At 59.7% G+C, this 22,535-nt stretch carries 16 protein-coding genes; 11 read left to right on the top strand and 5 right to left on the bottom strand.

Going from position 1 to position 22,535, the window contains the following annotated elements:
- The first annotated feature begins 12 nt into the window (after window positions 1-12).
- From ACKLNA_RS00840 to lysA, 6 genes are all read left to right on the top strand, one after another.
- Window positions 13-381 (top strand): cupin domain-containing protein, encoded by a 369-nt coding sequence (locus tag ACKLNA_RS00840; protein ID WP_408984563.1) that lies wholly within the window; start codon window positions 13-15, stop codon window positions 379-381.
- Between the two features lie 105 nt (window positions 382-486).
- Complete coding sequence (locus ACKLNA_RS00835; protein WP_408984562.1) at window positions 487-1,833, top strand: lysine N(6)-hydroxylase/L-ornithine N(5)-oxygenase family protein; 1,347 nt, start codon at window positions 487-489, stop codon at window positions 1,831-1,833.
- A 2-nt stretch (window positions 1,834-1,835) separates the two neighbouring features.
- Entirely contained in the window at window positions 1,836-2,192 is a 357-nt protein-coding gene (locus tag ACKLNA_RS00830) for a cupin domain-containing protein (protein WP_408984561.1), read from the top strand.
- The gene (locus ACKLNA_RS00825) at window positions 2,189-3,847 is read left to right on the top strand and encodes a class I tRNA ligase family protein (RefSeq protein WP_408984560.1); all 1,659 of its coding nucleotides are present in this window, start codon (window positions 2,189-2,191) and stop codon (window positions 3,845-3,847) included. The genes ACKLNA_RS00830 and ACKLNA_RS00825 overlap by 4 nt, the downstream gene beginning before the upstream one ends.
- Before the next feature lie 46 nt (window positions 3,848-3,893).
- A complete protein-coding gene (locus tag ACKLNA_RS00820; protein ID WP_408984559.1) occupies window positions 3,894-5,096 on the top strand; it encodes an MFS transporter in 1,203 nt (400 codons plus the stop codon).
- 24 nt (window positions 5,097-5,120) lie between these two features.
- Window positions 5,121-6,380 (top strand): diaminopimelate decarboxylase, encoded by a 1,260-nt coding sequence (gene lysA, locus ACKLNA_RS00815; protein ID WP_408984558.1) that lies wholly within the window; start codon window positions 5,121-5,123, stop codon window positions 6,378-6,380.
- Between the two features lie 49 nt (window positions 6,381-6,429).
- Here lysA and ACKLNA_RS00810 read toward each other — a convergent pair whose 3' ends face one another.
- Entirely contained in the window at window positions 6,430-7,695 is a 1,266-nt protein-coding gene (locus ACKLNA_RS00810; protein ID WP_408984557.1) for an acetyl-CoA carboxylase biotin carboxylase subunit family protein, read from the bottom strand.
- 439 nt (window positions 7,696-8,134) lie between these two features.
- Between ACKLNA_RS00810 and ACKLNA_RS00805 the strand changes: the two genes are divergently transcribed.
- The 4 genes from ACKLNA_RS00805 to ACKLNA_RS00790 all read left to right on the top strand — a co-directional run bounded on the left by ACKLNA_RS00805 (window position 8,135) and on the right by ACKLNA_RS00790 (window position 13,208).
- Window positions 8,135-9,076: a LysR family transcriptional regulator gene (locus ACKLNA_RS00805; protein ID WP_408984556.1), complete on the top strand. Its 942-nt coding sequence runs from the start codon at window positions 8,135-8,137 to the stop codon at window positions 9,074-9,076.
- Window positions 9,077-9,289: 213 nt separating this feature from the next.
- On the top strand, window positions 9,290-10,459 hold the full coding sequence (locus ACKLNA_RS00800) for an aromatic ring-hydroxylating oxygenase subunit alpha (protein WP_408984555.1): 1,170 nt from the start codon (window positions 9,290-9,292) through the stop codon (window positions 10,457-10,459).
- A gap of 39 nt (window positions 10,460-10,498) precedes the next feature.
- A complete protein-coding gene (locus tag ACKLNA_RS00795; RefSeq protein ID WP_408984554.1) occupies window positions 10,499-12,160 on the top strand; it encodes a choline dehydrogenase in 1,662 nt (553 codons plus the stop codon).
- A gap of 13 nt (window positions 12,161-12,173) precedes the next feature.
- Window positions 12,174-13,208 carry a GlxA family transcriptional regulator gene (locus ACKLNA_RS00790; protein WP_408984553.1) on the top strand — a complete coding sequence of 345 codons (1,035 nt, stop codon included), beginning with the start codon at window positions 12,174-12,176 and terminating at the stop codon, window positions 13,206-13,208.
- Between the two features lies 1 nt (window position 13,209).
- Here ACKLNA_RS00790 and ACKLNA_RS00785 read toward each other — a convergent pair whose 3' ends face one another.
- The 4 genes from ACKLNA_RS00785 to ACKLNA_RS00770 all read right to left on the bottom strand — a co-directional run bounded on the left by ACKLNA_RS00785 (window position 13,210) and on the right by ACKLNA_RS00770 (window position 21,572).
- On the bottom strand, window positions 13,210-13,938 hold the full coding sequence (locus ACKLNA_RS00785) for a class II aldolase and adducin N-terminal domain-containing protein (RefSeq protein ID WP_408984552.1): 729 nt from the start codon (window positions 13,936-13,938) through the stop codon (window positions 13,210-13,212).
- Window positions 13,939-14,083: 145 nt separating this feature from the next.
- Entirely contained in the window at window positions 14,084-18,553 is a 4,470-nt protein-coding gene (locus ACKLNA_RS00780) for a hemagglutinin repeat-containing protein (RefSeq protein WP_408984551.1), read from the bottom strand.
- A gap of 94 nt (window positions 18,554-18,647) precedes the next feature.
- Window positions 18,648-20,375: a ShlB/FhaC/HecB family hemolysin secretion/activation protein gene (locus ACKLNA_RS00775; RefSeq protein ID WP_408984550.1), complete on the bottom strand. Its 1,728-nt coding sequence runs from the start codon at window positions 20,373-20,375 to the stop codon at window positions 18,648-18,650.
- Between the two features lie 105 nt (window positions 20,376-20,480).
- Window positions 20,481-21,572, bottom strand: coding sequence for an MFS transporter (locus tag ACKLNA_RS00770; protein ID WP_408985538.1), 1,092 nt, complete (start codon window positions 21,570-21,572; stop codon window positions 20,481-20,483).
- A gap of 137 nt (window positions 21,573-21,709) precedes the next feature.
- Between ACKLNA_RS00770 and ACKLNA_RS00765 the strand changes: the two genes are divergently transcribed.
- Window positions 21,710-22,474 (top strand): AraC family transcriptional regulator, encoded by a 765-nt coding sequence (locus ACKLNA_RS00765; protein WP_408984549.1) that lies wholly within the window; start codon window positions 21,710-21,712, stop codon window positions 22,472-22,474.
- Window positions 22,475-22,535 lie beyond the last annotated feature (61 nt).

Genomic DNA, 22,535 nt, shown 5'->3' with positions numbered 1-22,535 from the left:
AAGGAAATTGAAATGTCGCAGCCAAAAATCGATGACATCGTGATCCTCGGCCAATCCGAAGCCGAAGTCTTCAACGTGAAAAAAGGACCCGACCGCCTGATTTCCGGCGATCCAGACATCGTCAACAGTGTCTACTTCCGCAGCCAGGACAAGCGCTTCACTTCTGGCATATGGGAAAGCACGCCGGGCAAATTCGTCTGCATCTACGAAGAAGACGAGTTCTATTTCATGCTCAGTGGAAAAGTGGTCATTACCGACCATGTGGGCAATAGCAAAACGTTCGTACCTGGCGACAGCATCGTCGTGCCTGCCGGTTTCACGGGGCAATGGGAAGTTCTGGAACCCACCAAAAAGTTCTTTGCGCACTATCTCCCCGCCTGATCGAGGGAGAGCAAGGAACGGTGTCAAGGATCGGGAGGATGAACTTCGTTCACCCGTCGTGACCGTTTCCACCCGCGGTTTTGTCCACGAATTTCCTGAGGCCTGATGATGCGTTGCATACCCCCCAGCAGTGACACCTACGATATTTTAGGCATTGGTTTTGGTCCCTCCAACCTGGCTTTGGCCGTCGCGGTTTCCTCGTCGGGTTACAACGGGGCAGTCGGCTTCATCGAGGACAAGACCGCTTTTTCCTGGCACGGCGACATGATGCTTCCCGGTGCCAAAATGCAGGTCATGTTTCTAAAGGACCTGATCACGCAAAAAGACCCGACCAGTCCTTTCACGTTCATCAACTATCTCCACGAACAGGAGAGGCTCAACAGCTTTATCAACTTGCGTGCGTTGTATCCCTCACGCAACGATTACCAGGGCTATTTCGCATGGGCCGCGGACAAGTTTTCTCACTGCGTCCAATATGCCTGTTCAGCGTCGATGATTGCGCCAATCGAAAACGCGACAGGCGAAGTAGAAGGATTCGAGGTTCATTGCCATGACCTGCGCAGCGGTGAACGTACGATCAAACGCGCTCGCAACATCGTGATGGCAACCGGGGGCAGCCCTGCACTGCCCTGTGGGATTTCCCCCCAGGACTTGAGTGCCAGGCTGTTCCACAGCTCTCAGTACCTCTCGCGCCTGGAGGCACTCAAGGCCACCGAGAAAAACCCCGCATTGCGGGTGTTGATCGTGGGCGGAGGACAAAGCGCAGCGGAGATTTTCCAGCATGTGCTCCATGAGTTTCCACACGCCAGGGTGGATCTGGCCGTGCGAAACCACTCATTGATGCCGGCCAACAGCAGCGCATTCAGCAATGAAATTTTCGACCCGGCGAGCGTCGACGCCTTTTACGAATCGTCCGCGACCATCAAAGAACACACCTTGCGCCACCTTCGTCATACCAACTATGCGGCTGTCGACGAGGATCTGATCCAGGCGTTGTATGGGCAGTTGTACGAAGAAAGACTCGCGGGACATGACCGTGCCCGGATCCTCAATTATCACGCCCTGACCCACGTCACGAAGGACGATCAATTCCTTGACGTGACCCTGCGGGACGAGCGTACGCAAGCCACGACCGTCAATCGCTATGACACCGTAATCCTCGCCACGGGCTACAACCAGCAACACGCTCACCGGCTGTTGAGCGGCGTGGACCACTTGCTGCTACGCCACCCGGATGGTTCGTTGAAAGTGGCCAGGGATTATTCGCTTGAAACCCGACCCTCGGTCTCTGCGCGCCTTTTTGTGCAAGGGCCGACGGAGCACAGTCATGGCCTGACCAGCAGCCTGATATCGATCCTGCCGTTCCGAGCCCACGACATTCTGAGTGCCGCCAGTAAAGCCCCGGACACCCACCTGCACGATAAAACCGCGCTCGCCATGGAATGCATCTGAACATGACTTCTTACTCCATTACCCGTAAAGCCGACGCGCCTTCCAGTCAGGAATACGGCTGCCGTTTTACCCGTTATCTGCCATGGGGCAACCCGCAACCCTCGGACAACGGTGCAGCCGTCTCGGTGATAGGTCCCGGGGAGCAATCACTCGCACACGAGCACGATGAGTATGAGTTTTTCTATGTGTGCAGTGGCGCCGGTCTGTTCTGGGCGCGGGACCGATCGGAAAAAATTCAGGCCGGCGATGCAATCTGGGTGCAGCCCGGAACCCGGCATCATTTCGAAAACACGTCGAGCGCTGCAACACTGGAAGTTTTCAGCGTCTGGAGCACCGAGAGCAAAGGAGCAGAAGCATGAACAGCACCCCTTCGAATAAAAAATACCTGGTCACTGCAACGCCACCTACAACCAACGGCGATCTGCATGTCGGTCACTTGTCGGGGCCCTATCTTGCCGCCGATGTCTTTGGCCGCGCACAGAAACTCCAGGGACATGAAGTGCTGTACTTGAGCGGTGGTGATGATCATCAAACCTATGTCGTCACGCGGGCCGAAAAACTCGGCGTGACGCCTCACTCCCTGGCAGCGCGGTGCAACGAAGAGATTCGTTCCACGCTGCAGGCCGGCGACATTGGCATCGACTCATTCAATGCGCCCGATGCTCCCTATATCGAGGCGGTCCAAGCGTTTTTCTCGACACTGGAGCAGCGCGCGATCATCCGTGACAAGACCGTGGTCTTCCCTTACAGCAAAAAACAGGAACGTTACCTGTTCGAAGCCTACGTGAGCGGCATTTGCCCGGAATGCTACAGCAGCACCGCCGGCGCCATCTGTGAAACCTGCGGGCATCCCAACGATGCCAATACACTGATGTTTCCTTCATTTGGCAGCGCGGTGGACGAACAGGATATCGAGTACAGATCCCTGACGATCAAGGTACTGCCGCTGGAAGACTACCGCGCCGACATCCTCGCGTTTTATCAGCAACACAACACAATCATGCGGCCTCATTTGCGTGCGTTCGTCGATGAAATGATGTCCAGGCCACTGGAGGACTTTCCCGTCACCTATCCGAGCCATTGGGGGATTCGTGCTCCATTTCCAGGCTGCGAGGATCAGGTGTTGAATGTATGGGCCGAGATGTTGCCAGGGCTGATTCACATGACGAACACCACCTCGCCCGACTCGCCGTGGCGCCCGGACAGCGGATACCAGCTGGTCCAGTTCATGGGGTTTGACAACAGCTACTATTTTTCCCTGGTTCACCTCGCCATGCAGTTGGCACAGGGTGATCTGGTCACGCCAACCGCCATTATCACCAATGAGTTCTTCCATCTGGAGAACCAGAAGTTTTCCACCAGCCGCGGCCATTTGATCTGGGCCGCCGACTTATTGAAGGACTATGGTGCCGACAACGTCAGATTCTTCCTGGCGCTCGCCAATCCGGAAACCCAGACGGCCAACTTCAGCGAAAAAGAGTTCATCGAGGCGATCCAGCAAAAACTGCACACTCCTCTGGGTCAGATTGCAGAAGCCATCGCCCGGCAGTCGCCCGGTGAAATGGACGTCAGTGAACTGCACGTTCACTTCCTGCGCTATGCCGAGCGTATGACACGCCTTTACTCCCTGGAAACTTTCTGCCTGCGACAAGCGGCCGAAACCACCGTGCAGCTCTTGCGTCTGCTATCGGAAAAAGCACACCAGGCCCCGATTGATGACCGTCAACTGGCGTTTGTCAGTCTTGGCCTCTGCTACATCTCACACTATGCGGCCCCGCTCATGCCCGCGTTTTGTGAACGTCTCAAACAGGTGCTGATGGTTCGCACGAGCGCGCCCGGGCAGGCTGTTCCGCAAGCGATTCAGCGTCTGGCCATTGAGAAACTGAACCCGGCGTTACTTCTGGCTCCCCTCAAGAAACAGGAAAACCGCTGTCAGGCACTCCCGGCTTACGGGCGGGACAAGTCCACCGCCACATTGCAAAACGCGAGAGCCGCCGACCTCCTCCCCGGCTGAAATAACAGAGCGCCGCCTTGTCAACGACATTCAGGAACACCCTCGCATGAAAATCCAGGCTCTGATTCGCATTTCGCCGTTCAAACGCATGTGGTCGGCAATGTTTCTCAGCATGCTTTGCAGCTTTGCCATCATGATCGCGGTGTCGATCCACCTCTTTCACGGTTTCCATTCCACGCTGCTGGCGTCCGGTATCTACGCCGTCCAGTTCGGCCTGCCGGTCCTGTTCGTGGGACTGGCAGGCTGGCTGTGCCAGCGAGTCACACCCGTGCGGTTGCTGATCACCGTCGAGTTGCTCAGTTTCATCGCGTTCGCGACGCTGGCGACCTGGATCGAAACGCTGCTGCCAGTCATTGTGCTCACCGTTTTTCTCAGGGGCTTCGCGGAGATCATCATCAAGAGCACACGAGCCAAACTGGTCAAGCACCTGTTCAGCCCGGCCATTCTGACCGATGCCAACACCTGGATGATGACCTCCTATTATCTGGGCTCGGCATTGGGAGGCGCGCTCGGTGCCTGGCTGTATGACCGCTATGGTGTCCAGACGACGATCTACTTGTGCGCTCCCCTGAGTCTCGTTGCCGCCACGCTCTACCGTGGCTTGCCGGCCGTCGAGACAGTCCAGGGAGCTCAGGAAAACGCAACTCGAGTTTTCAGTTCATGCCTGCAACTGCTCGCGCGTCAGCCGCAACTGGTCAGACCCTTGACCGTGCTGACCTTGAGTGTGGTGGTCTTTCAGGGCGCTCACCTGATCGCACGCAGCTGGATTCCCATGACTCACCTGCAACTCAGTCAGTCCGGTGTGGGCGTGTTCCATTGTGTGAGTGTCTTCGGCATTTTTCTGGGTGCCTTGTTCGTCACCACCGCATTGTTCAAAAAAAATGAAGCATCCCTTTCGAATGACCAGACATTTACTCTGGGGCTCGCAGCGATGGCGGTTCCCTTCCTGATAACCTCAGGCTTTCTGGTCATACCCGCCTACTTTGTCTTCATGTTCATCTTCGAAGTTGCTTTCATGCGTGCCTACAATGAGTTGCTCATGGAAACACCGGAAGAAGACATCAGCGTTGTGATGGTGACATTCCATTCACTGGCGCCCCTGGGTATGGCCCTCGTTGCAGTGACAGGCGGGTACGCTATCGATCATGTCGGCGCGTTCCCGGTCATCGCGGGTCTCGTTATCTTTGCTTTCTTCATCTTATGTTCAGCACGCTGGCTTTCAACCCGGCCGGTCAACGTGGTCCAGTAATCGCAAACGCACTCAAGGATTCTCATGACACAAGATCTATTCGACTCCATCACTCGTGTGAGCCGCTCGGTTGGTACGCCGTTCTGGTTGTACGACGCGAAAATCTTTCGCCGGCAGATCCGGCGACTGGAGTCCTTTGACGTCATCCGTTATGCGCAAAAGGCGTGCTCCAATATCCATATCCTGTCGTTGATGCGCGAAGAAGGCGTGTTGGTCGATTCCGTATCGCTGGGCGAAGTCGAGCGGGCCATGAGCGCGGGTTATCCGACTCAAGGCCCTCACTCACCCATCGTGTTCACCGCTGACTTGATTGACCGGGCCACCCTCCCTCGACTGGCCGAACTGAAAATCCCGGTCAACGCAGGCTCTCCACAGATGCTTGAACAACTGGGCAGCGTCAGCCCAGGGCATGAAGTGTGGTTACGGGTCAATCCGGGCTTCGGCCATGGCCATACGCGCAAGACGAATACCGGCGGGGAACACAGCAAACACGGGATCTGGCACACCGAGATCCGTAACAGCGTGGAGTTGATCCGCCACCATGGCCTGAAACTGGTGGGTCTGCACATGCACATTGGATCGGGCGCCGATTACGAGCACCTGGCACAGGTCTGCGATGCCATGGTCGACCAGGTCAAGCAACTGGGGGTTGATATCAGCGCCATCTCGGCCGGCGGTGGTCTGTCGATTCCCTATGCGGAAGGCGAGGAAGAAATCAACACCGAACATTATTTCCAGCTCTGGGATTCGGCACGTCGAGAAATCGAAAAGTTCCTTGGCCACCCCGTCAGCCTGGAGATCGAACCGGGTCGATACCTCGCAGCGCAAGCCGGAATCCTGGTCGCAGAAGTGCGAGCTTATAAGCAAATGGGCAGTAACGCCTTCGTCCTCGTCGACGCTGGCTTCAACGATCTGATGCGACCCGCCATGTACGGCTCGGCACATCGCGTCAGCGTCATGACCCCGACCGGGCAAATCAAACGCGATGGCCTGCGACCGACCGTGATTGCCGGCCCTCTCTGTGAGTCGGGCGACGTGTTCACCCAAAAAGAAGGTGGAGAAGTCATCACCCAAATGCTACCGGAGGTAGAAGTCGGTGACCTTTTGATCTTCCACGATTGCGGAGCTTATGGCGCAAGCATGTCTTCCAACTACAACACGCGTCCATTGATCCCGGAAATTTTGAAAGATGGCGATGAACTGAAAGTCATCAGAAAGCGCCAGACGTTCAATGATCTTCTGCATCTGGAACTTGACGCGGGCCAGTCACTGCCGACGCGCTGACAGATGAGGTGGCCCATATTCCTGTGAATATGGGCCATCCGCAATATGATCAGTTCGCCAGTTCGATACCCGTCGCAGCCGTTATCTGGCTTATTGTCGCCTTGGCTTGCTCGAGCGCCGTTGAATAGTGTTCAGCGACGATATGGATATACCCGAGTGAAGAGTCATTACCGGTCATCGGCAATATCACTTGCCCTTCCTGAATCGCGATCGAGTGCTCCCTGACCCACGGGAAGTGTTCTTGCATGTAACCGGCATCGACCGTAGCCCGCGAGATGGTTTGTTGCATCGGTGCCAGGCGCCGGGAGGTCGAAAACAATCGGGTCTTCGCCTGAGTCTCTACAACCTTGCCCAGGTAGGTATCCAGCAAAATATCAAAGGCGCTTAACGAAGTGGATTTTTGAAACAGCGTCGACAATGCGCCACCCATGAATCGGGGATTCACTTCTACCAGATCGACGCGACCGTTGCCGACAATGACTTCGATATGAAAAACCCCGACATCCAGCTTCAGGCAGTCGACGACTTTCTCACAGTATTCAAACACCGCACGCTCATCGGCGTAGTGCCCCCGCGGGGCCATGGTCGACTCAATTTCGAGCAGCTCATTGTGTTTTGCCCGGTCGCGCCTGGTGAGCATCAACGGATAGAAACCGTGCTCGTTTCTCGCCACCTCGGCTGAATACATTTGGCCGTTGATGTACTCCTCGACGGTATACTCATCGGATATGAAGCCGCGGAACGCGCTGTCGATATCGTTACGCGTCGACTCATACTCGGTCATGAACTGCTGCAGATCCTGCGGCGTTTCGAGGTGCGCGGTCAGGTATTTGGCAAACCCGGAGACGGGCTTGACGATGCACGGATAACCGATGGCATCCACCGCTGACGGCAGTTGTTCGAGCGTGCGGCAAGTGCGATGAGCACAACGTGTCAGCCCTTCGGCCTTCAGCAGGTCGCGCGCTCGAGCCTTGTTCTTGGCATTGGCCACACCTTCATGGGAAGTCCCTTTGAGATTGGCCCCCCGGGCCGCCGCCGCGACCAGTTCAACGATATCGTCAAGGGGTGTAAAGACAGCCGCAACAGGATACGTGTGACTGATCTTTTTCATGAGGTTTTCAAGCGTTTCGACATCCAGAGAGGACTCGACATCGTAGGTTGCTACGGTATTTCCGGTGAAGAACTCATTCGTCAAGGACGTGTGATTACGGGTCAATTCGGACCGTATAAAAATAACGCCAAGATTTCTCTTGTTAGCAGCCGTGATGATTGCAGAGGTGACATCCGTGCAGTCAACCATCAATACATAGTCCATCTTGATCTCCCTGAATTTTATTTGAACAGCACAAGTAAAATCGAAAAAACCGACACCGACCGCCCTGAAAACGTCAACATCATTATTGAACAGTCATTCAAAAACAATTTGGCAGGTGGGCTGTAAAGTACGACCGATCATAGCAATCGGTCACCGTCACGTCAGCATCCCGATACGTCCCCAGAACCCTTTCCGGTGATGGCAGATAATCTTTTGCACCCGTCCATATCAGAAATGGATCCATTATTTCAAAAGTGGCATGGACGTGTGTATGATCGCGCCGCGACCCAAGGTCTGCGCCGGCAGGTACGACGTAAGTCTTCCTCCCATGGATCGAGGTCTCGGGACTTCAAAGGTGCAACCCGAAAACAATAAGAACTTATTAAAAATGACAATAATAAAACTTTAAACGTGCTGCCAGATTATCAAAGGAATGACGATGAAAGTATCGATAAGGCACGTCGAGATTTTTAAGGCCGTCATGGCATCCGGAAGTATTACCGGAGCCGCTGATGCTTTAGGAACATCTCAACCAACCGTCAGCCGTGAACTGTCCAGTTTCGAACGTTCAATGGGCATGCAATTATTCGAGAGAACCAAGGGCCGACTTAAAGCGACCCGACAGGGTGTGGCCCTGCACAATGAAATACTTAAAACCTACGATGGCTTATCAAAAATCGGCCTGGCTGCCGCAGAGATAAAACAGGGTTTATATGAAAAGATCACCATTGTCAGCCTTCCGATCCTGTCGCAAACATTGTTGCCGGATTCGATTTCAAAGTTCTTGCAGCATTACCCTGAACTGAACATCAGTCTGACCACTCATGACTCTCCCTTACTGGAAGAAAGTCTGTCTCTGCAGTCGCATGACCTGGGCTTGATCGAGGGTTCCAGAGCCCCCATGGGGACAACTGCAGAGCCCCTGCTCAGGGTAGATGAAGTTTGCATACTGCCGCCCCATCACCCGCTCTGCCACCAATCGGTTATCGATCCCGCCGCTCTGGCAAACCACACCTTTGTCCACCTCGCGCCCAACGATCCCTACCGGCATCAACTGGATGACCTGTTCAATACGCGAGGCATCAATCGCCGGCAAATCATTGAAGTCGACAACTCGGCAACGATTTGTCAGATGGTTCTACGCGGGGTCGGTGTTTCGATCATCAATCCTCTTGCGGCAAACGTTTATGCAAGCCAGGGCCTGCAAGTAAGAAGACTGGCAGCCTCCATTCCTTTTACCGTGAGCATCGTCCGCCCCATTCACCGCAGCAGTTCCCACATCATCGAGTCGTTCATCGACTGTATTCGCACAACGGGTCAGGAACTATCGCTACCGATGCAGGCTCCACCGGCAACCAGCGGCCAGTCATTGATAATCTGAGTCGGCGAGCCATATGAAAAGGGGCCGGAATCAATGCGCCGGCCCTGTTTGCCGCAGTGTTCGAGGCACTTCGGATCGTTACCTTCAAGTCGAGTTGATATTTTCATCGGCCAACTGGTCGCAAAGCATCAATTGTCCCGACATCATCGCCCCTAGATTAGATCCCACAACAACACGCCGCCCCAAGCGGCCGCCTACCGTGGAGATCGCCTCATGCACAGTTTCCAGACCCGCAAGCAGCACAGCCCGGTCGACGCCTGGGATCAGCAGGATCCGGAGCAGGCCTTCACCCTGCCTTCGCGCTATTTCTACGACGACAGCCTGTTCCGTGCCGAGCGCGACAACATTTTCATGAAGGCCTGGCATGTCGCCGGGCATGTCAGTGAGTTCGCCGAACCGGGGCAGTTCGTGGTCACCGATCTGCTCGATCAGAGCGTGGTGGTGGCGAAGAATCGGCAGGGGCAGATCCACGGCTTTCACAACGTCTGCCAGCATCGCGGCAATCGCTTGCTCGAAGAACGCCGTGGCACCACCGGCGGCGTGGTGCGCTGCGCCTATCACTCGTGGTGCTACGAGATGGACGGCAGCCTGCGCGGTGCGCCCCGTTGCGAGCGGATGAAGAATTTCGAACTGGCGCAATTCAACATTCCCCAGGTGCGCACCGAAGAACTCGGCGGTTTCATCTACTTCAACCTCGACCCGAATGCGCCGTCGCTGCGGGATCTGTTCCCCGGCGCAGACGAAGAAATGCGTCGGGTGTTTCCGGATCTGGCCGACATGCGCCTGATCGAGGAACAGGACGTGATCGTGCCGGCCAACTGGAAAGTGATCATGGACAACTCCATCGAGGGTTATCACTTCAAACTGTCCGGCCCGTGCCACATCGACCTCGCCCGACTGATCGACTTCAAGGGTTACCAGTTGATCAAACGCGACAACTGGTGGACCTACGCTGCACCGGCCAATCTGTCGGCGACCGAGGCCTATGGCGTGCCGCTGAAAAGCGAGCTGAACCCGCAGGAGTGCTTTTTCAACATCGGCATGTGGCCGAACAACACCTTCTACACCTTCCCGTTCTCCGAATTTCTCGGCTCGTTCATCATGATTCCGCTGGACGCCGAGCGCTCGCTGCTGCGCTTCGGTTACTACTCCAGCAACCCCGAGACCGCCGCCGTCAGCACCGCGTGCATGAAGTGGATGAACGAAGACCTCGGCCCCGAGGACATCGCCCTGAATATCTCGGTGCAAAAAGGCCTGCGCTCGCTCGGCTACGACCAGGGCCGCTACATGATCGACGCCCAGCGCAGCAACGAAAGCGAGCATCTGGTGCATCACTTTCATCGCTTGGTGTTCAACGGCATTCACGGCCATTCCGTGGACTGATCCGCCCTTCCCTCGTCATTTGTCAGAACGGAGCAAACCATGGACGAAACCGGGTTTGATTACCTGATCGTGGGCGCCGGCTCGGCCGGTTGCGTGTTGGCCAATCGCCTGAGCGAAGACCCGAGTGTGCGCATCCTGCTGCTGGAGGCCGGCCCCGAGGACAAGAGCTGGACAATCGACATGCCGTCCGCCGTGGGCCTTGTGGTGGGCGGATCGCGCTACAACTGGCGCTATCAGTCGGAGCCAGAGCCATACCTCGACGGCCGGCGAATCGGTACACCGCGAGGCCGCACCCTCGGAGGTTCGTCGTCGATCAACGGCATGGTCTATATCCGTGGCCATGCCCGGGATTACGACGGCTGGGCCGGACAGGGCTGTACCGGCTGGAGCTATCGCGAGGTGCTGCCGTACTTCAAGCGTGCGCAGACTCACGCCGATGGCGGCGATGACTATCACGGTGCCGGCGGCCATTTGCACGTCACTCCCGGCGATGTCGAAACACCGTTGTGCGCGGCGTTCATCGCGGCGGGGGCTGAGGCCGGTTATGGCGTCAGCGAGGACTTGAACGGTTACCGTCAGGAAGCCTTCGGCCCAGTGGATCGCACCACCCGCAACGGTCGGCGCTGGAGCACTTCGCGCGGATATCTGAGCGAAGCGTTGGCCCGGGGCAATGTGCGAGTGGTGACCGATGCATTGGTGCTGCGCATTCTGTTCGAGGGTCGGCGGGCTGTCGGGATTGACTATGAACAGAACGGTGAAACGAACACCGTGCGCGCCCGCCGGGAAGTATTGCTGACCGCCGGGGCGATCAACTCGCCGCAGTTGCTGTTGCTCTCGGGCGTGGGCCCGGCGGCGGAATTGCGCGATCTCGGCATCAGCGTCGTGCACGATCTGCCGGGCGTCGGCAAACGCCTCAACGATCACCCGGATGCGGTGGTGCAATTTCGCTGCAAGCAACCGGTGTCGTTGTATCGCTGGACCACCGCGCCGGGCAAATGGTGGATCGGCGCGCGCTGGTTCGTGCGTCACGACGGTCTGGCGGCAAGCAACCATTTCGAGGCCGGTGCGTTCCTGCGTTCCCGGGCCGGCGTCGAGCACCCGGACCTGCAACTGACCTTCATGCCGCTGGCGGTGCAACCGGGCAGCGTCGAACTGGTGCCGACCCACGCGTTCCAGATCCACATCGACCTGATGCGCCCCACCAGCCTCGGCAGCGTGACGTTGCACAGCGCCGAACCCCGGCGGCCGCCGAGGATTCTGTTCAACTACCTGAAGACCGCGCAGGACCGGGCCGACATGCGCGCTGGCGCACGGCTGGTGCGGGAAATCATCGAGCAACCGGCGATGGCTCCGTTCAAGGGTGAAGAACTGGTGCCGGGCCGCTCGGTGCAGACCGACGCCGAACTCGACGCCTGGGCGCGGCAGGTCACGGAAACCGGCTACCATGCCAGCGGCACCTGCAAGATGGGGCCGGCGGGCGACCCTGAAGCGGTGGTCGACCCGCAACTGCGGGTGCACGGCCTCGACGGCTTGCGGGTAGTGGACGCATCGATCATGCCGGTGATCGTCAGCGGCAACACCAACGCACCGACGGTGATGATCGCGGAAAAGGCCAGTGACCTGATCCGCAACCTCGCCCCGCTGCCAGCCGCCGATGTACCGGTGTGGACCCATCCGCACTGGCAGACCGAACAACGATAAAGCAGAGATGGCGATGACCCGACTTGCTGAAGCTGTACCGCGCAATGAAGCACCGCTGCGAGTGGCGGTGCTGTTGCTGCCGGCGTTTTCCAACTTCGGTCTGGCGGCGGTGCTGGAACCGCTGGCCATCGCCAACTGGCTGAGCCAGCGCACGCTGTTCGAGTGGACGCTGTTGTCCTTGCAGCCCGGCCCGGTGACGGCCAGCAACGGTCTGGCGAGCATCGCCGAAGACGGTTTGAACTCTGAGCAGGCCTTCGACGCCTGTGTGGTGCTGGCCAGTTTCGAGGTGCATCAACACAGTCGCAATCCGGCGCTGAAGAGTTGGTTGCGCAAGCAGGCGTTGTTCGGCGCGGTGTTGATCGGCGTGGAAACCGGCACTGAATTGCTGGCGGCTGCCGGTGTGCTCGACGGCTACGAAGCGGCGGTGCATTGGGACAACCTGCAAGGTTTTCAGGAAAGTTACCCCAAGGTCCGCGCCCGACCACAGCTCTACACCCTCGAACGCCAGCGCCTGACCTGCGCCGGCGCCACCACTATTCTCGACATGCTGCTGGGCTGGATCGGCCAGCGCATCGACCCTGATCTGGCCCGGGAAATCGGCCTGCACCTGCTGATGGGCCAGATGCGCGCCCCGGCGGACAATCAGCTCGACGGTGGCCTGGGCAACAGCGGGATGTACGGCAACAAGATCCGCCGCGCCGTGCAGTTGATGGAAAAGGCGCTGGAAGAACCGCTGGACTGCGAGGCGATTGCCAGTGAAGTCGGCCTGTCGCGGCGGCAACTGGAGCGTCAGTTCAAACATCAGACCGGGCTCTCGCCGCTCAAGTACTACATCACCCTGCGCCTGGCCCGGGCGCACAACCTGCTGCAACAGACGCAGATGAGCGTGGCCCAGGTGGCGGCGTGTTCGGGGTTTGGCTCGCTGGAGCATTTCTCCCGCACCTACCGCGCGCGGTTTGGCTGCCCGCCGAGCGAGGACCGGCGTCAGGCGTGGAGCGCGCCGGTGATGCGCCAGCCGTTGAGCAAGGCGCACTTGTCGCAAGAATGAATCACTGCCGGTACGCCGGCTCTTCCTCATCAAGAATGCCCATCAATGCGTTGAAATGCTTGTCGGCAAACCCCGGATATTCCAGCCACTGACGACAGGTCTTGCGCGCTACTTCATCACTGGCCACACGCAATTCGCGCCCGGTCGCCAGCGCCGTGATGTACACCTCGCAAGCCCGCTCGAAGTAATACAGATCATCAAACGCCTGGGCCACGCTCGGTGCCGCGACCAGCACGCCGTGATTGCCCATCAGCAGGATCGGCCTGTCACCGAGCAGCCTGCTGACCCGCTCCGCCTCTTCACCCAACCCCATGCCGTCGAAGCCATCATCGATCGCCACCCGCTCGAAAAACCGCATGCTGTTCTGCTCGATCGGCGGCAGTCGCGAGTCCTTCAGGCAGGCCAGGGTCGTCGCGTATTTGCTGTGGGTGTGCAGGATGCAGCGGGCCTGGGGCTGGTTGCGGTGCAAGGCGCTGTGCAAGGCCCAGGCGGTGATGTCCGGGGCGTCCGGACGGTCGAGACTGGCCGGATCGCCGGCGTCGAGAAGCAGCAGATCACTGGCGCGGATCCGCGAGAAATGCTTGCCGTAAGGATTGATCAGAAACTCGCGACCATCCTGCGAAGTGGCCACGCTGAAATGATTGGCGATGGATTCGTGCAGGTTCAAGCGCGCGGCCCAGCGCAGGGCGCAGGCCAACTGGATTCTCAGGTGTTGGACGTTGTCGTGCATGGTGCGGCCTCCCGGTTTCATCCGAGTGTAGAGCGCATGCATTCATCGACTTGACGGGAAACGACAGTGGCTGCCGTTTTGAGAGAGGCGCACATCAGAAGCGGGAGCGAGCTGGCTCGCCCCCGCCGGTTTCACTGACGGTGAATCAACCTTTTTCGTCGATCCCCGCTTGCAGGGACTGACTGTCCAGATGCCCGCTCAGGGTCACCGGGCCGACTTTCAGGTTGCCGTTTTCAAGGGAAACCTTCGGTGCGTTTTCTTCGGTTTTGTGCGGCAGGTCCAGGCCGGCTTTCACGCCGTAGTCGCGGTTGCTCAGGTCGCTGCTGCTGACCTTCGAACCACCCAGATCGACCTTGCCTTCAGTGGCGGAAATCCGCGCGCCGGTCAGTTGCGTAGCGCCGCCGACAGTGAGATTCACACCCTGGCTACCACTGATGCCGGAAGCCTGTTTGACGCTGTCCTTGTGCGCGTATTCGCCTTCGGCTTTCAGCGTCGGCTTGTAGTCGGTGCCGGCCAGTTTGCCTTTGTCGTCGGCCGGGGTTTTCTTGGCGGTCAGGCCCAGATCGACATCGACCTTGGCGTGAGTGCTGGAGTCCTGACGGCTTTCGACCGACAGATCACCGGCCACGTTGCCGCTGACGTTGCGCGCATCAATTCGCGCACCGCTCAGGCTCGCATCACCTGCGCTGTTCAGCACCACCGTGTCCGCCTTGATCTGGCTGTTCTGCTGGGTGGTGCCTTGCAGGTAATCCACGCCCACCTTGGCCCCGGCATTGAAGCCGTGATCGCTGCTGACTTTTTCATCGGCGGCGGTCGGCGTGCTTTTGCTCAGATTGCCACCGGCGTTCAGCGCAACGTTCCAGTTGTTGCGGTTGTCGGTGGACTGCGCGGACTCCTGAACGAAACCGCCCTTCTGCGCGTCGATGCCGACGTTTGGCGCAGTGACCTGAGTGCCTTGCAGGCGCACCGAATCACCACTCAACGCGATGCCGTTCTGGCTGTTGAGCTGGCCACCGGTGAGGGTCTGGGTGTTCTCGTTGACCCGACCGATGTTGAAGTTGCCGCTGAGGTTGCCGCCCTGATCGCGGCTCTTCTCGCTGCTGGTTTTGCTGCCGCCGGCCTTCAGACCACCGCCGAGATTACTGCCGGTGGCGACGTGGGTGTCGGTGGCCGCTTGCAGGTCGAGCTTGCCTTCGGCCTTCAGGTCGATAGCACCAGCGCTGTCGATCTTCGTGCCCTGCTGCACCTGATTGCCGCCGCTGCTCAGTTGCACCGGGCCGTTGCCGCTGAGGCTGGCGACGTGGGCCTGGGTGTCGGTGGTCTGGTTGCCTTTGTGATCGAGCTGGAACCCGGCGCCGAGATCGACATTGGTGCCGTCGGTGCCCGGCAAGGTGCCGACGGTCAGCGAGCCGTTGCCGCGCAGGCTGGAGCTGTCGCTGCTCTGACGGTCGTTGGCCTGATTCAGGGCCAGGTCACCGCCAGTCTTGACGCTGACACCGCCCTGCCCGCCGTCGATACGGCTGCCTTCGAACTGCGCGTCACCGCCGACATTGATGTTCACGCCCTGATTGCCGGCGTAACCGCCGACCACCGCCGTGGAACTGTTCTTGCTCGACTGGCTGCTGCCACCCGCGCCGCTGCCAGCCACGTTCACGTCTTCACCGGTCTTGGTGTAGACGCGCACATCGACCTTGGCATCCACCGCGTTGTCAGTGCTGCTGTGGGTGTTGCTGGCCGCCTCGGCCACCAGTTTGTCGGCACTGATGTTCACTTTGCCGGCGCTGGCGTTGTACTGGGTGCCCTGATCGTGCAGCGTGCCGCCGACTTTCACGTCCACGGTCTGGCCATCGAACCGGCTGACCACGGCGTTGCTGCTCTGCTCGGTTTTATCAGCGCTGGCATGACCGACCGCCACGTCGATACCGACGTTCGGCTGACCGAGATTGGCCAGTGCGTCCTTGTCCGGTACCTTGCCGTCGAGCACGTCTTTCACCGCGCCGGCAATCGGCCGGGCGATGTCTTTGTACTCGACGTTGGCGCCGATGTCCGCCGACCAGTTGCTCTCGGTATGAGTGCTGCTTTCGGTGTTGCTGGCGGCGCGGTTGTCGACTTCGTTGGCGGCGACATTCAGACCGTTGCCGGACTTGAGTTGCGCGCCTTCGGTGGCGAGTTTGTCCGCGTTGATGTTGAGACTGCCGCTGCTCTGCACACCGGTGGTTTGCGCGGTGGTTTTAGCGGTGGTGTCTTGCGAGGTGCGGTGCGAGAAATCCACGCCGCTGCCCGCGCGGTCGAGGCCGCCGGTGTAGTAGAAACCGCCGCCGGTGCTGCGGGTTTCGGTCGAGGTGCTGTGGCTGTCCTGCTCGGCCAGCAACGAGACGTTTTTGCCGCTCAGGGTGGTGTCGCCAGCGGTGGATTTCACCTCGGCGCCCTTGAGCGTCACGTCGCCGCCCGCCTTCACCTGCACGGTGCCACCGCTGAGGCTGGAGCCCTGCTGGGTGACGTCGTTGGCGGTGACGGTCTGGGATTTGTCTTCGTAATGCACGCCGGCGCGATACTGCTCCGCCGTCTGCTCCTTGGCGTAGGCATCGAAGCCACGGGTCTGCGTGCTGTTGCTGCTGTCGTGGGTGTTCTGCGTCGAATGCACATTCACATCACCGGCCGCATCCGCCGTCAGCGAACCACCGGCCTTGACCGTGGAGCCGGCGACTTCGATGTCCTTGGCGCTTTTCAACTTGAGGTTGCTGTCGGACGCCAGCTCGCTGCGCACGGTGGTGCTGTCCTTGCTGTTCTGGCGCGACTCGTCCTTCGTGATACCGAAGAACTTGCTGTCCTTGTCGTGATTGTTGCTGTGCGAAGTGTCCTGCACGCCGTCGATGGTCAGCGAACCGTTGTCGCTGATCACGCTGGCGTCCTTGGCGCCACGCACCTGACTGCCGCTGATGCGCACGTCATCGGCCTTGACCAGCAGCTTGCCGGCGGCGTTGATCTTGCTGCCCTGATGCTGGGTCTGGCCCTTGTCGGCGTCGCCGGTCTTGCCGAAGAAACCACCGCCGACCAGATCGCCGGAATAACGGTTGTCGCTGCTGCGGTTGGTGCGGGTCGCGGTGGTGATTTCCACCTGTTTGCCGGCCAGTTGCAGGTCACCGGCGCTATCGATTTCGGCGCCTTCGGAGCGCAGCAGCGCAGCGGTTTGCAGGGCGATATTGCCGCCCTTCAACTGGCTGGTGATGCTGCGCTGCTCTTCGCTGCTGCTTTCCCAGTCGGCTTTCCACAGGTGTTTGCGGTGCTTGCCCTGATCGGTCTGGGTGTGGCGTTCAGTGGCGGCGGTCAGGCGCAGGTCGCCGCCGCTTTGCACGCTGAGGTTGTTCTTCGCGTCGACCTTGGCGGCTTTCAGTTCGGTGTCTTTGCCGGACGACAGTTGCGCGTCGCGGCTGGCGATGATCTGGCTGCCGTGCTGGCGCGAATCGCTGTCGGTCTTGGTCCGCTCGTAGGTTTCCCAGGTGATGCCGATGGTGCTGTTGTTCCAGTTCTCGCGTTGTTCCTGGAGCCTGCGGCTTTCGACGGTGGTCAGGGTCAGGTTGCGCTTGGCATCGACCTTCACGTCGCGACCGCTGACATCGGTGGCGGCCAGCGTCAGGTCCTTGCCGCTGTGCAGGCCGACGTCGCCCTGGCTGCTGCGAATGCCGGCGCGGGTCACGTCGAGGCTGTCCGGGATCGCCTGGCCGCTGACGCTCAGGTCGCCAGCCGAACGGATCTGTACGCCGTCACGCCCGGCGACTTGCACCGCGCCGACCTTCACGCCCGCGCCTTCGGCGGTGCTGACGATGTTGATGCGCCCGGCCTGCATCGCGCCGAACAGGCTGGCGTCGATCCGTTGATCGGTGGTGTTGCCTGCCGGGTCCACGGCTTTCACCTGGCCGCTGGCATAGTCGATCTGATTGCGCCCGACGGTGAGGTTCAGTTGATCACGGGCAGTGATTGCGCCCTGGCTGTCGATGCGCGGCGCTATCAGGTTGATCGAGCCTTCGCCGTTGCGCAGGCCGCCGCTCTGGATCTGCAACTGACCGGTGGCGTCGCGGGTGCTCAAAGCTTGCAGTTTGCCGTCGTTCAGCTCGGGACGACCGACCACCAGATTGGCGTTCGGCGTGTTGATGAAACTGCCGCCGTTCACCGAAATGCCGTTCGGGTTGGCGAGTACATAGTCGGCAGCGCGACCGAAGATTTCCTGGGCGCCGTTGATGGCCGACGGGTTACGGCTGATCACTTCGTTGAGGATCAAGCTCGCGGCCTGCCCCTGCAATTGCGGGTTGGCCGCCAGTTGCCCGGCGAGCTGCGATTGCCCGGCCTGCAAGGCGTTGTTCAGCACCAGGCCCTGGCGGTCGACGTTGTAGTCGAGGAACTGGTTGTGCGACAGGCCCGAGCCGTTGGGCGCGACGATGTTGACGATCGGGACGCCGCCCTGGGTCTGCAGTTGCGCGGTGCCGCCGGGGCCGGGCGCGACCACCACACCGCCGGCCATGGCGCCCGGCAGGTGAGCGACCAGGAACAGGCTGGCGATGGCCCAGCGCAGTTTGCCCCGTGGGGAAAGATGAAACGCAAAGGTATTCATTGGCATAAAAAACTCTCCATGTAGTGCGGCATCACGTTGCGCGTTGAGTTGAAGGCCACGGCTGTCGCGCTCAGGTCCGATGGCTGTTGTTCACTGACGTTCATATCTGTAATCCGACCCGCATCAGCCAGGTTTCAGGCTCGCGGTGCAGGCCGGTCGGGGTGTTCAGGCTGCGTTGGTAATCGACATCCACCTGCAGGTTTTTCCAGCCCAGATTGAGACCGATGCTGGCGCCGCTCAGGCGTTGAACCGGGGCGCCGTGATCGGCCTTGATCCAGCCGTGGTCGAGGCCGACACGCGGGGTGAGTTGTACCGGCAGATCGCTGCGCAGCGGCAGGCGCAAGGTGTTGCGCCAGATCGCACCGCTGGCGCCGGACGCGCTGCTGACCCGGTAACCGCGCACGGCGGAATCATCGGTGCCGAGCAGTTGTTCGATGGCCGGCAACGGATCCGGGCTGTACTGCACGTTCAGTTGGCTCTGCCATTGCCAGGCTTGCGCGCCGAGCTGGCCGTTGCGCCACTGGCTGAGGCCGGCGCGGTACTTGCGAAACTGCGCCTTGGGCAGGTTCTTGACCTGGTGATCGGCATCGTCGTCGGCACCCAGCCAGCGCAGGCCCTGGGCGTAGTTGAAGTCGAGGTTCCACACCGCACGGTCGAGCCAGAACAGATTGAGCCCGGCCTCGGCCACGGTCAGGGTCGGGCTCTGGATGCCCAGGCGAACGTTTTCCAGATAGCTGTCGACATCCTTGTGCGCCAGTTGCAGGTTGGCGCTGAGCTGATGGCTCTGGTCGCGCCACAACACGCGGTCGGCGCGCAGGCTGAGTTGATCGGTGATGCCGGTGCTGTACAGGGTCGTGCCTGGCAGTTTGAACGGCGCACGGTATTCGGCGTGGCTGGCGAACGTGCTGAACGTCCAGTAACCATAAGGAATTGCGTAGTAGAGGCTGGCGTTACGGTTGTAGCGGTCGCCCTGGTTGAGGGTGTCGCTGGCACTCACGCTCAACAGGTCGTTGAGTTCGAGCGGGCTATCGAGGCTCAGGGTCAGCGTGTTGCGATCGCGCCCGGTGCTGGCGCTGCCGAGGTTGTCGAAACCGGCACCAAGTGCCCAGCGTGACTGCCCGGAGGTCCGTGAACGCAGGATGATTTTTGACGCGCCGGGCTGGCTGCCGGGGGCGATGTCAGCGGTCAGATCGAGGGAGCGCAGACGGTTCAACTGATCCAGGCCCTGCTCCAGATCCCGCAGATTCAGCGGCTTGCCGAGCATGCCCGGGAACGCACCACCGAGAGACACCGGCAGGCTCTGGTCGGCCAGTTCGATGGACTCGACGTAGCCTTCGTTGATCAGGATATCCAGCGACTGCCCCGCCGCCGGCGCGCTGCTCAGGTACGGCCGACTGGCGATGTAGCCCTTCTCCACGTAGAGCGCGGTGATGGTCGCCAGCAGATGGTTGATCTGGCCGACACCCATGCACGGCGCCAGCAGCGGTTTCATCCGGGCGTTGAGCTTGTCCTTATCGATCAGCGTGACCCCGCCGATGCGCGTGCCGCTCAGGGGCCAGCAGCGTTCGTCGGGTTTGATCGAATCGGGAATGGCCGGGGTGGCAGGCGTCGGGCCGAACGCGCCGCGCTCCAGTTGCCGCTTGCGCTGTTCAAGTTGCAGTTGTTGCAGATCGCGCTGTTGCTGTTGCTGCTGGCGCAGCACTTCCTGGCCTGGATTCGATAGTTCGGCGGCGAAAACGCTGGGCGCACACACACTCAACAACAAGGCCGACAACAGCGGACGAGGCAGATAACTACGACGAGAAACAGCGCGAATCGAATACGGCACTCAACATCCTTGCAATCAAATGGCTTAATGCCATCCCATCAATTGCAGTGATAGTCAGAGCCTTCCTACACAAATGCAAGACGCTTCCTACATCGCTTACATTTCTTAAACAAATGCGTTTTTAGCGCGGATCGCCAGCGATAACGCCAGCAAGTTGCAGACCATCAGGGTTTCCCCGAGGGCCTGAGACCATGCGGCCAACATCAATCCCGCCCCGATCAGCAGGTAATAAAACAGCCCCAGCAATGCACCGGCGGTGCCCAAACGATCCGTGTAATTGCGCAAGGCTGCGCCGAGGATATTCGGGATTGCCATGCCGAACGCCAGTACCACAAGGAGCATCGGCAGCACGAACCAGACGTGCGCTTCTGACAGCCACACGCCGATGCCACCGAGCAAACCGGTCAGCGCTGCCAGGCGAATCAACTGCAGCGGGCGGCAACCGGTTTGCAGCAATTTTTTGTTAAGCCATGCTCCAAACCCTGAGGCCAACGCGAGCATCACGCCGCTGTAGCCGAACCACTCGCCGCTCAGGCCGAGACGTTCGAACTGGAAAGGCCCGAGGCTGTAATAGCTGAACAACGCGACGTTGAACGATGCGATCCACAGTGCTGATCGCCAGATGCCGGGATCGCGCAACATGTCGTCCATGGTTGCGAACAGGCCGACGGAGGTGAGTTGTGGCGGACGGGTTTCCGGCAGGTTGCACCAACTCCAGATCCACAAGATCGACGCCAGCAGCAACAACGCAGCGAGCACGCCGCGATAGCCGAAGCCTTGAACCAGACTCGCCCCGCTGAACAGACCGATGGCCGGGCTGGCCGCCAGCGCCATGCCCACCAGAGAAAACACCTGGGCCAGTTCGGTCCCGCGAAAACGATCGCGCAATAAAGTCTGGGTCACCACCGAGCCAACCGCAGCGCCGAAAGCCGCCAGCGCCTGGGCCATCAACAAGCCGTTGAAACTGCGAACGCTCAAGCCCAATGCGCAGGCAAGCGCATAAATCGCAAGACCGGCGAGCATCGAAGGCCGCCGGCCAATCCGGTCACATACCCGGCCCCACGTCACCACGCCAAAGGCAAACGCCAGGAAGTACACCGACAATGTCTGCGCCGCCACTTGCGGACCAACATCGAACGCACGGCCGATATCCCCCAGCGCCGGGCTGAACAACGTCTGGGCGATCTGCGGAAACATCAGCAGCGCAATCGCCAACACCAAAAACTTTCTATGTTCATCACCATGACTCCTCACAAAAACGCCGAGGAGTTTAAAAAGCCGTGACTGGCGTATTATCCGAACCCTGACAATTTATCGTTGAAATCGGACAACCCATGGCCTGGCTCGAAGCCCACGACCGTTTTGACCCGGATCGCTTCCCGGCGCCGGTAATCGGCATCGCCTCTACTCTCGGCGATCACGACTCCGGCCTGCATCGGCATCAGCGCGGGCAACTGCTCTACACCCGAAAGGGTTGCACGCGCATCACCCTGGCGCAGCAGTTGTGTCTGCTGCCGCCATCGCGGGCGGCGTGGATTCCCGGTGGCGTCACGCATCGGGCGGTGATGCAGCAAAGCGTCGACTATCGCTCCATCTACCTGACACCCGAGTTATGCCGCGAGCTGCCGCGACAGATCTGCGTGATCGAGGTCAGCCCGCTGCTGCGAGCGGTGCTGGAACCGATGGCGACTGCTGATTTCGATACCGATTGGCAGCAGGGCAAATTCGTCCATCTGCTGGGGCTGTGCCTGAGCGAAATCCGTGACGCGGCGCAGCAACCGATGCTCCTGCCTCTGCCCCGGGACAAACGTCTGGCGCCGCTTCTTGTCACACCCGAAAAGCTCCCCCCGGAACTGCACGTGCTGGAGCAACAGATCGGCGCCAGCAGCCGCACCATCGGCCGGATCTTCCAGAAAGAAACCGGCATGAGCTATCAACAATGGCGCCAGCAGTGGCGACTGATGCGCGCCATGGAATTGCTCGCCACCGGGCGCAACCTCGGCTATTGCGCGTTTGAACTGGGCTTCGCCAGCGACAGCGCATTCATTGCGTTCTTCAAATCCATGACCGGCAGCACACCCGGCGCCTGGCTCAGGTAAGCAACTGACGACCGGCGATAAAAATCAATTGCCACAAAATATTACTCACGTCATATTACAG

Origin of the sequence: Pseudomonas sp. UV AK001, assembly GCF_046097675.1 — a bacterium.
GTDB lineage: Bacteria > Pseudomonadota > Gammaproteobacteria > Pseudomonadales > Pseudomonadaceae > Aquipseudomonas > Aquipseudomonas kribbensis.
Note: the sequence above shows the minus strand (reverse complement) of the source record. Positions and strands in the feature narration are given on the sequence as shown.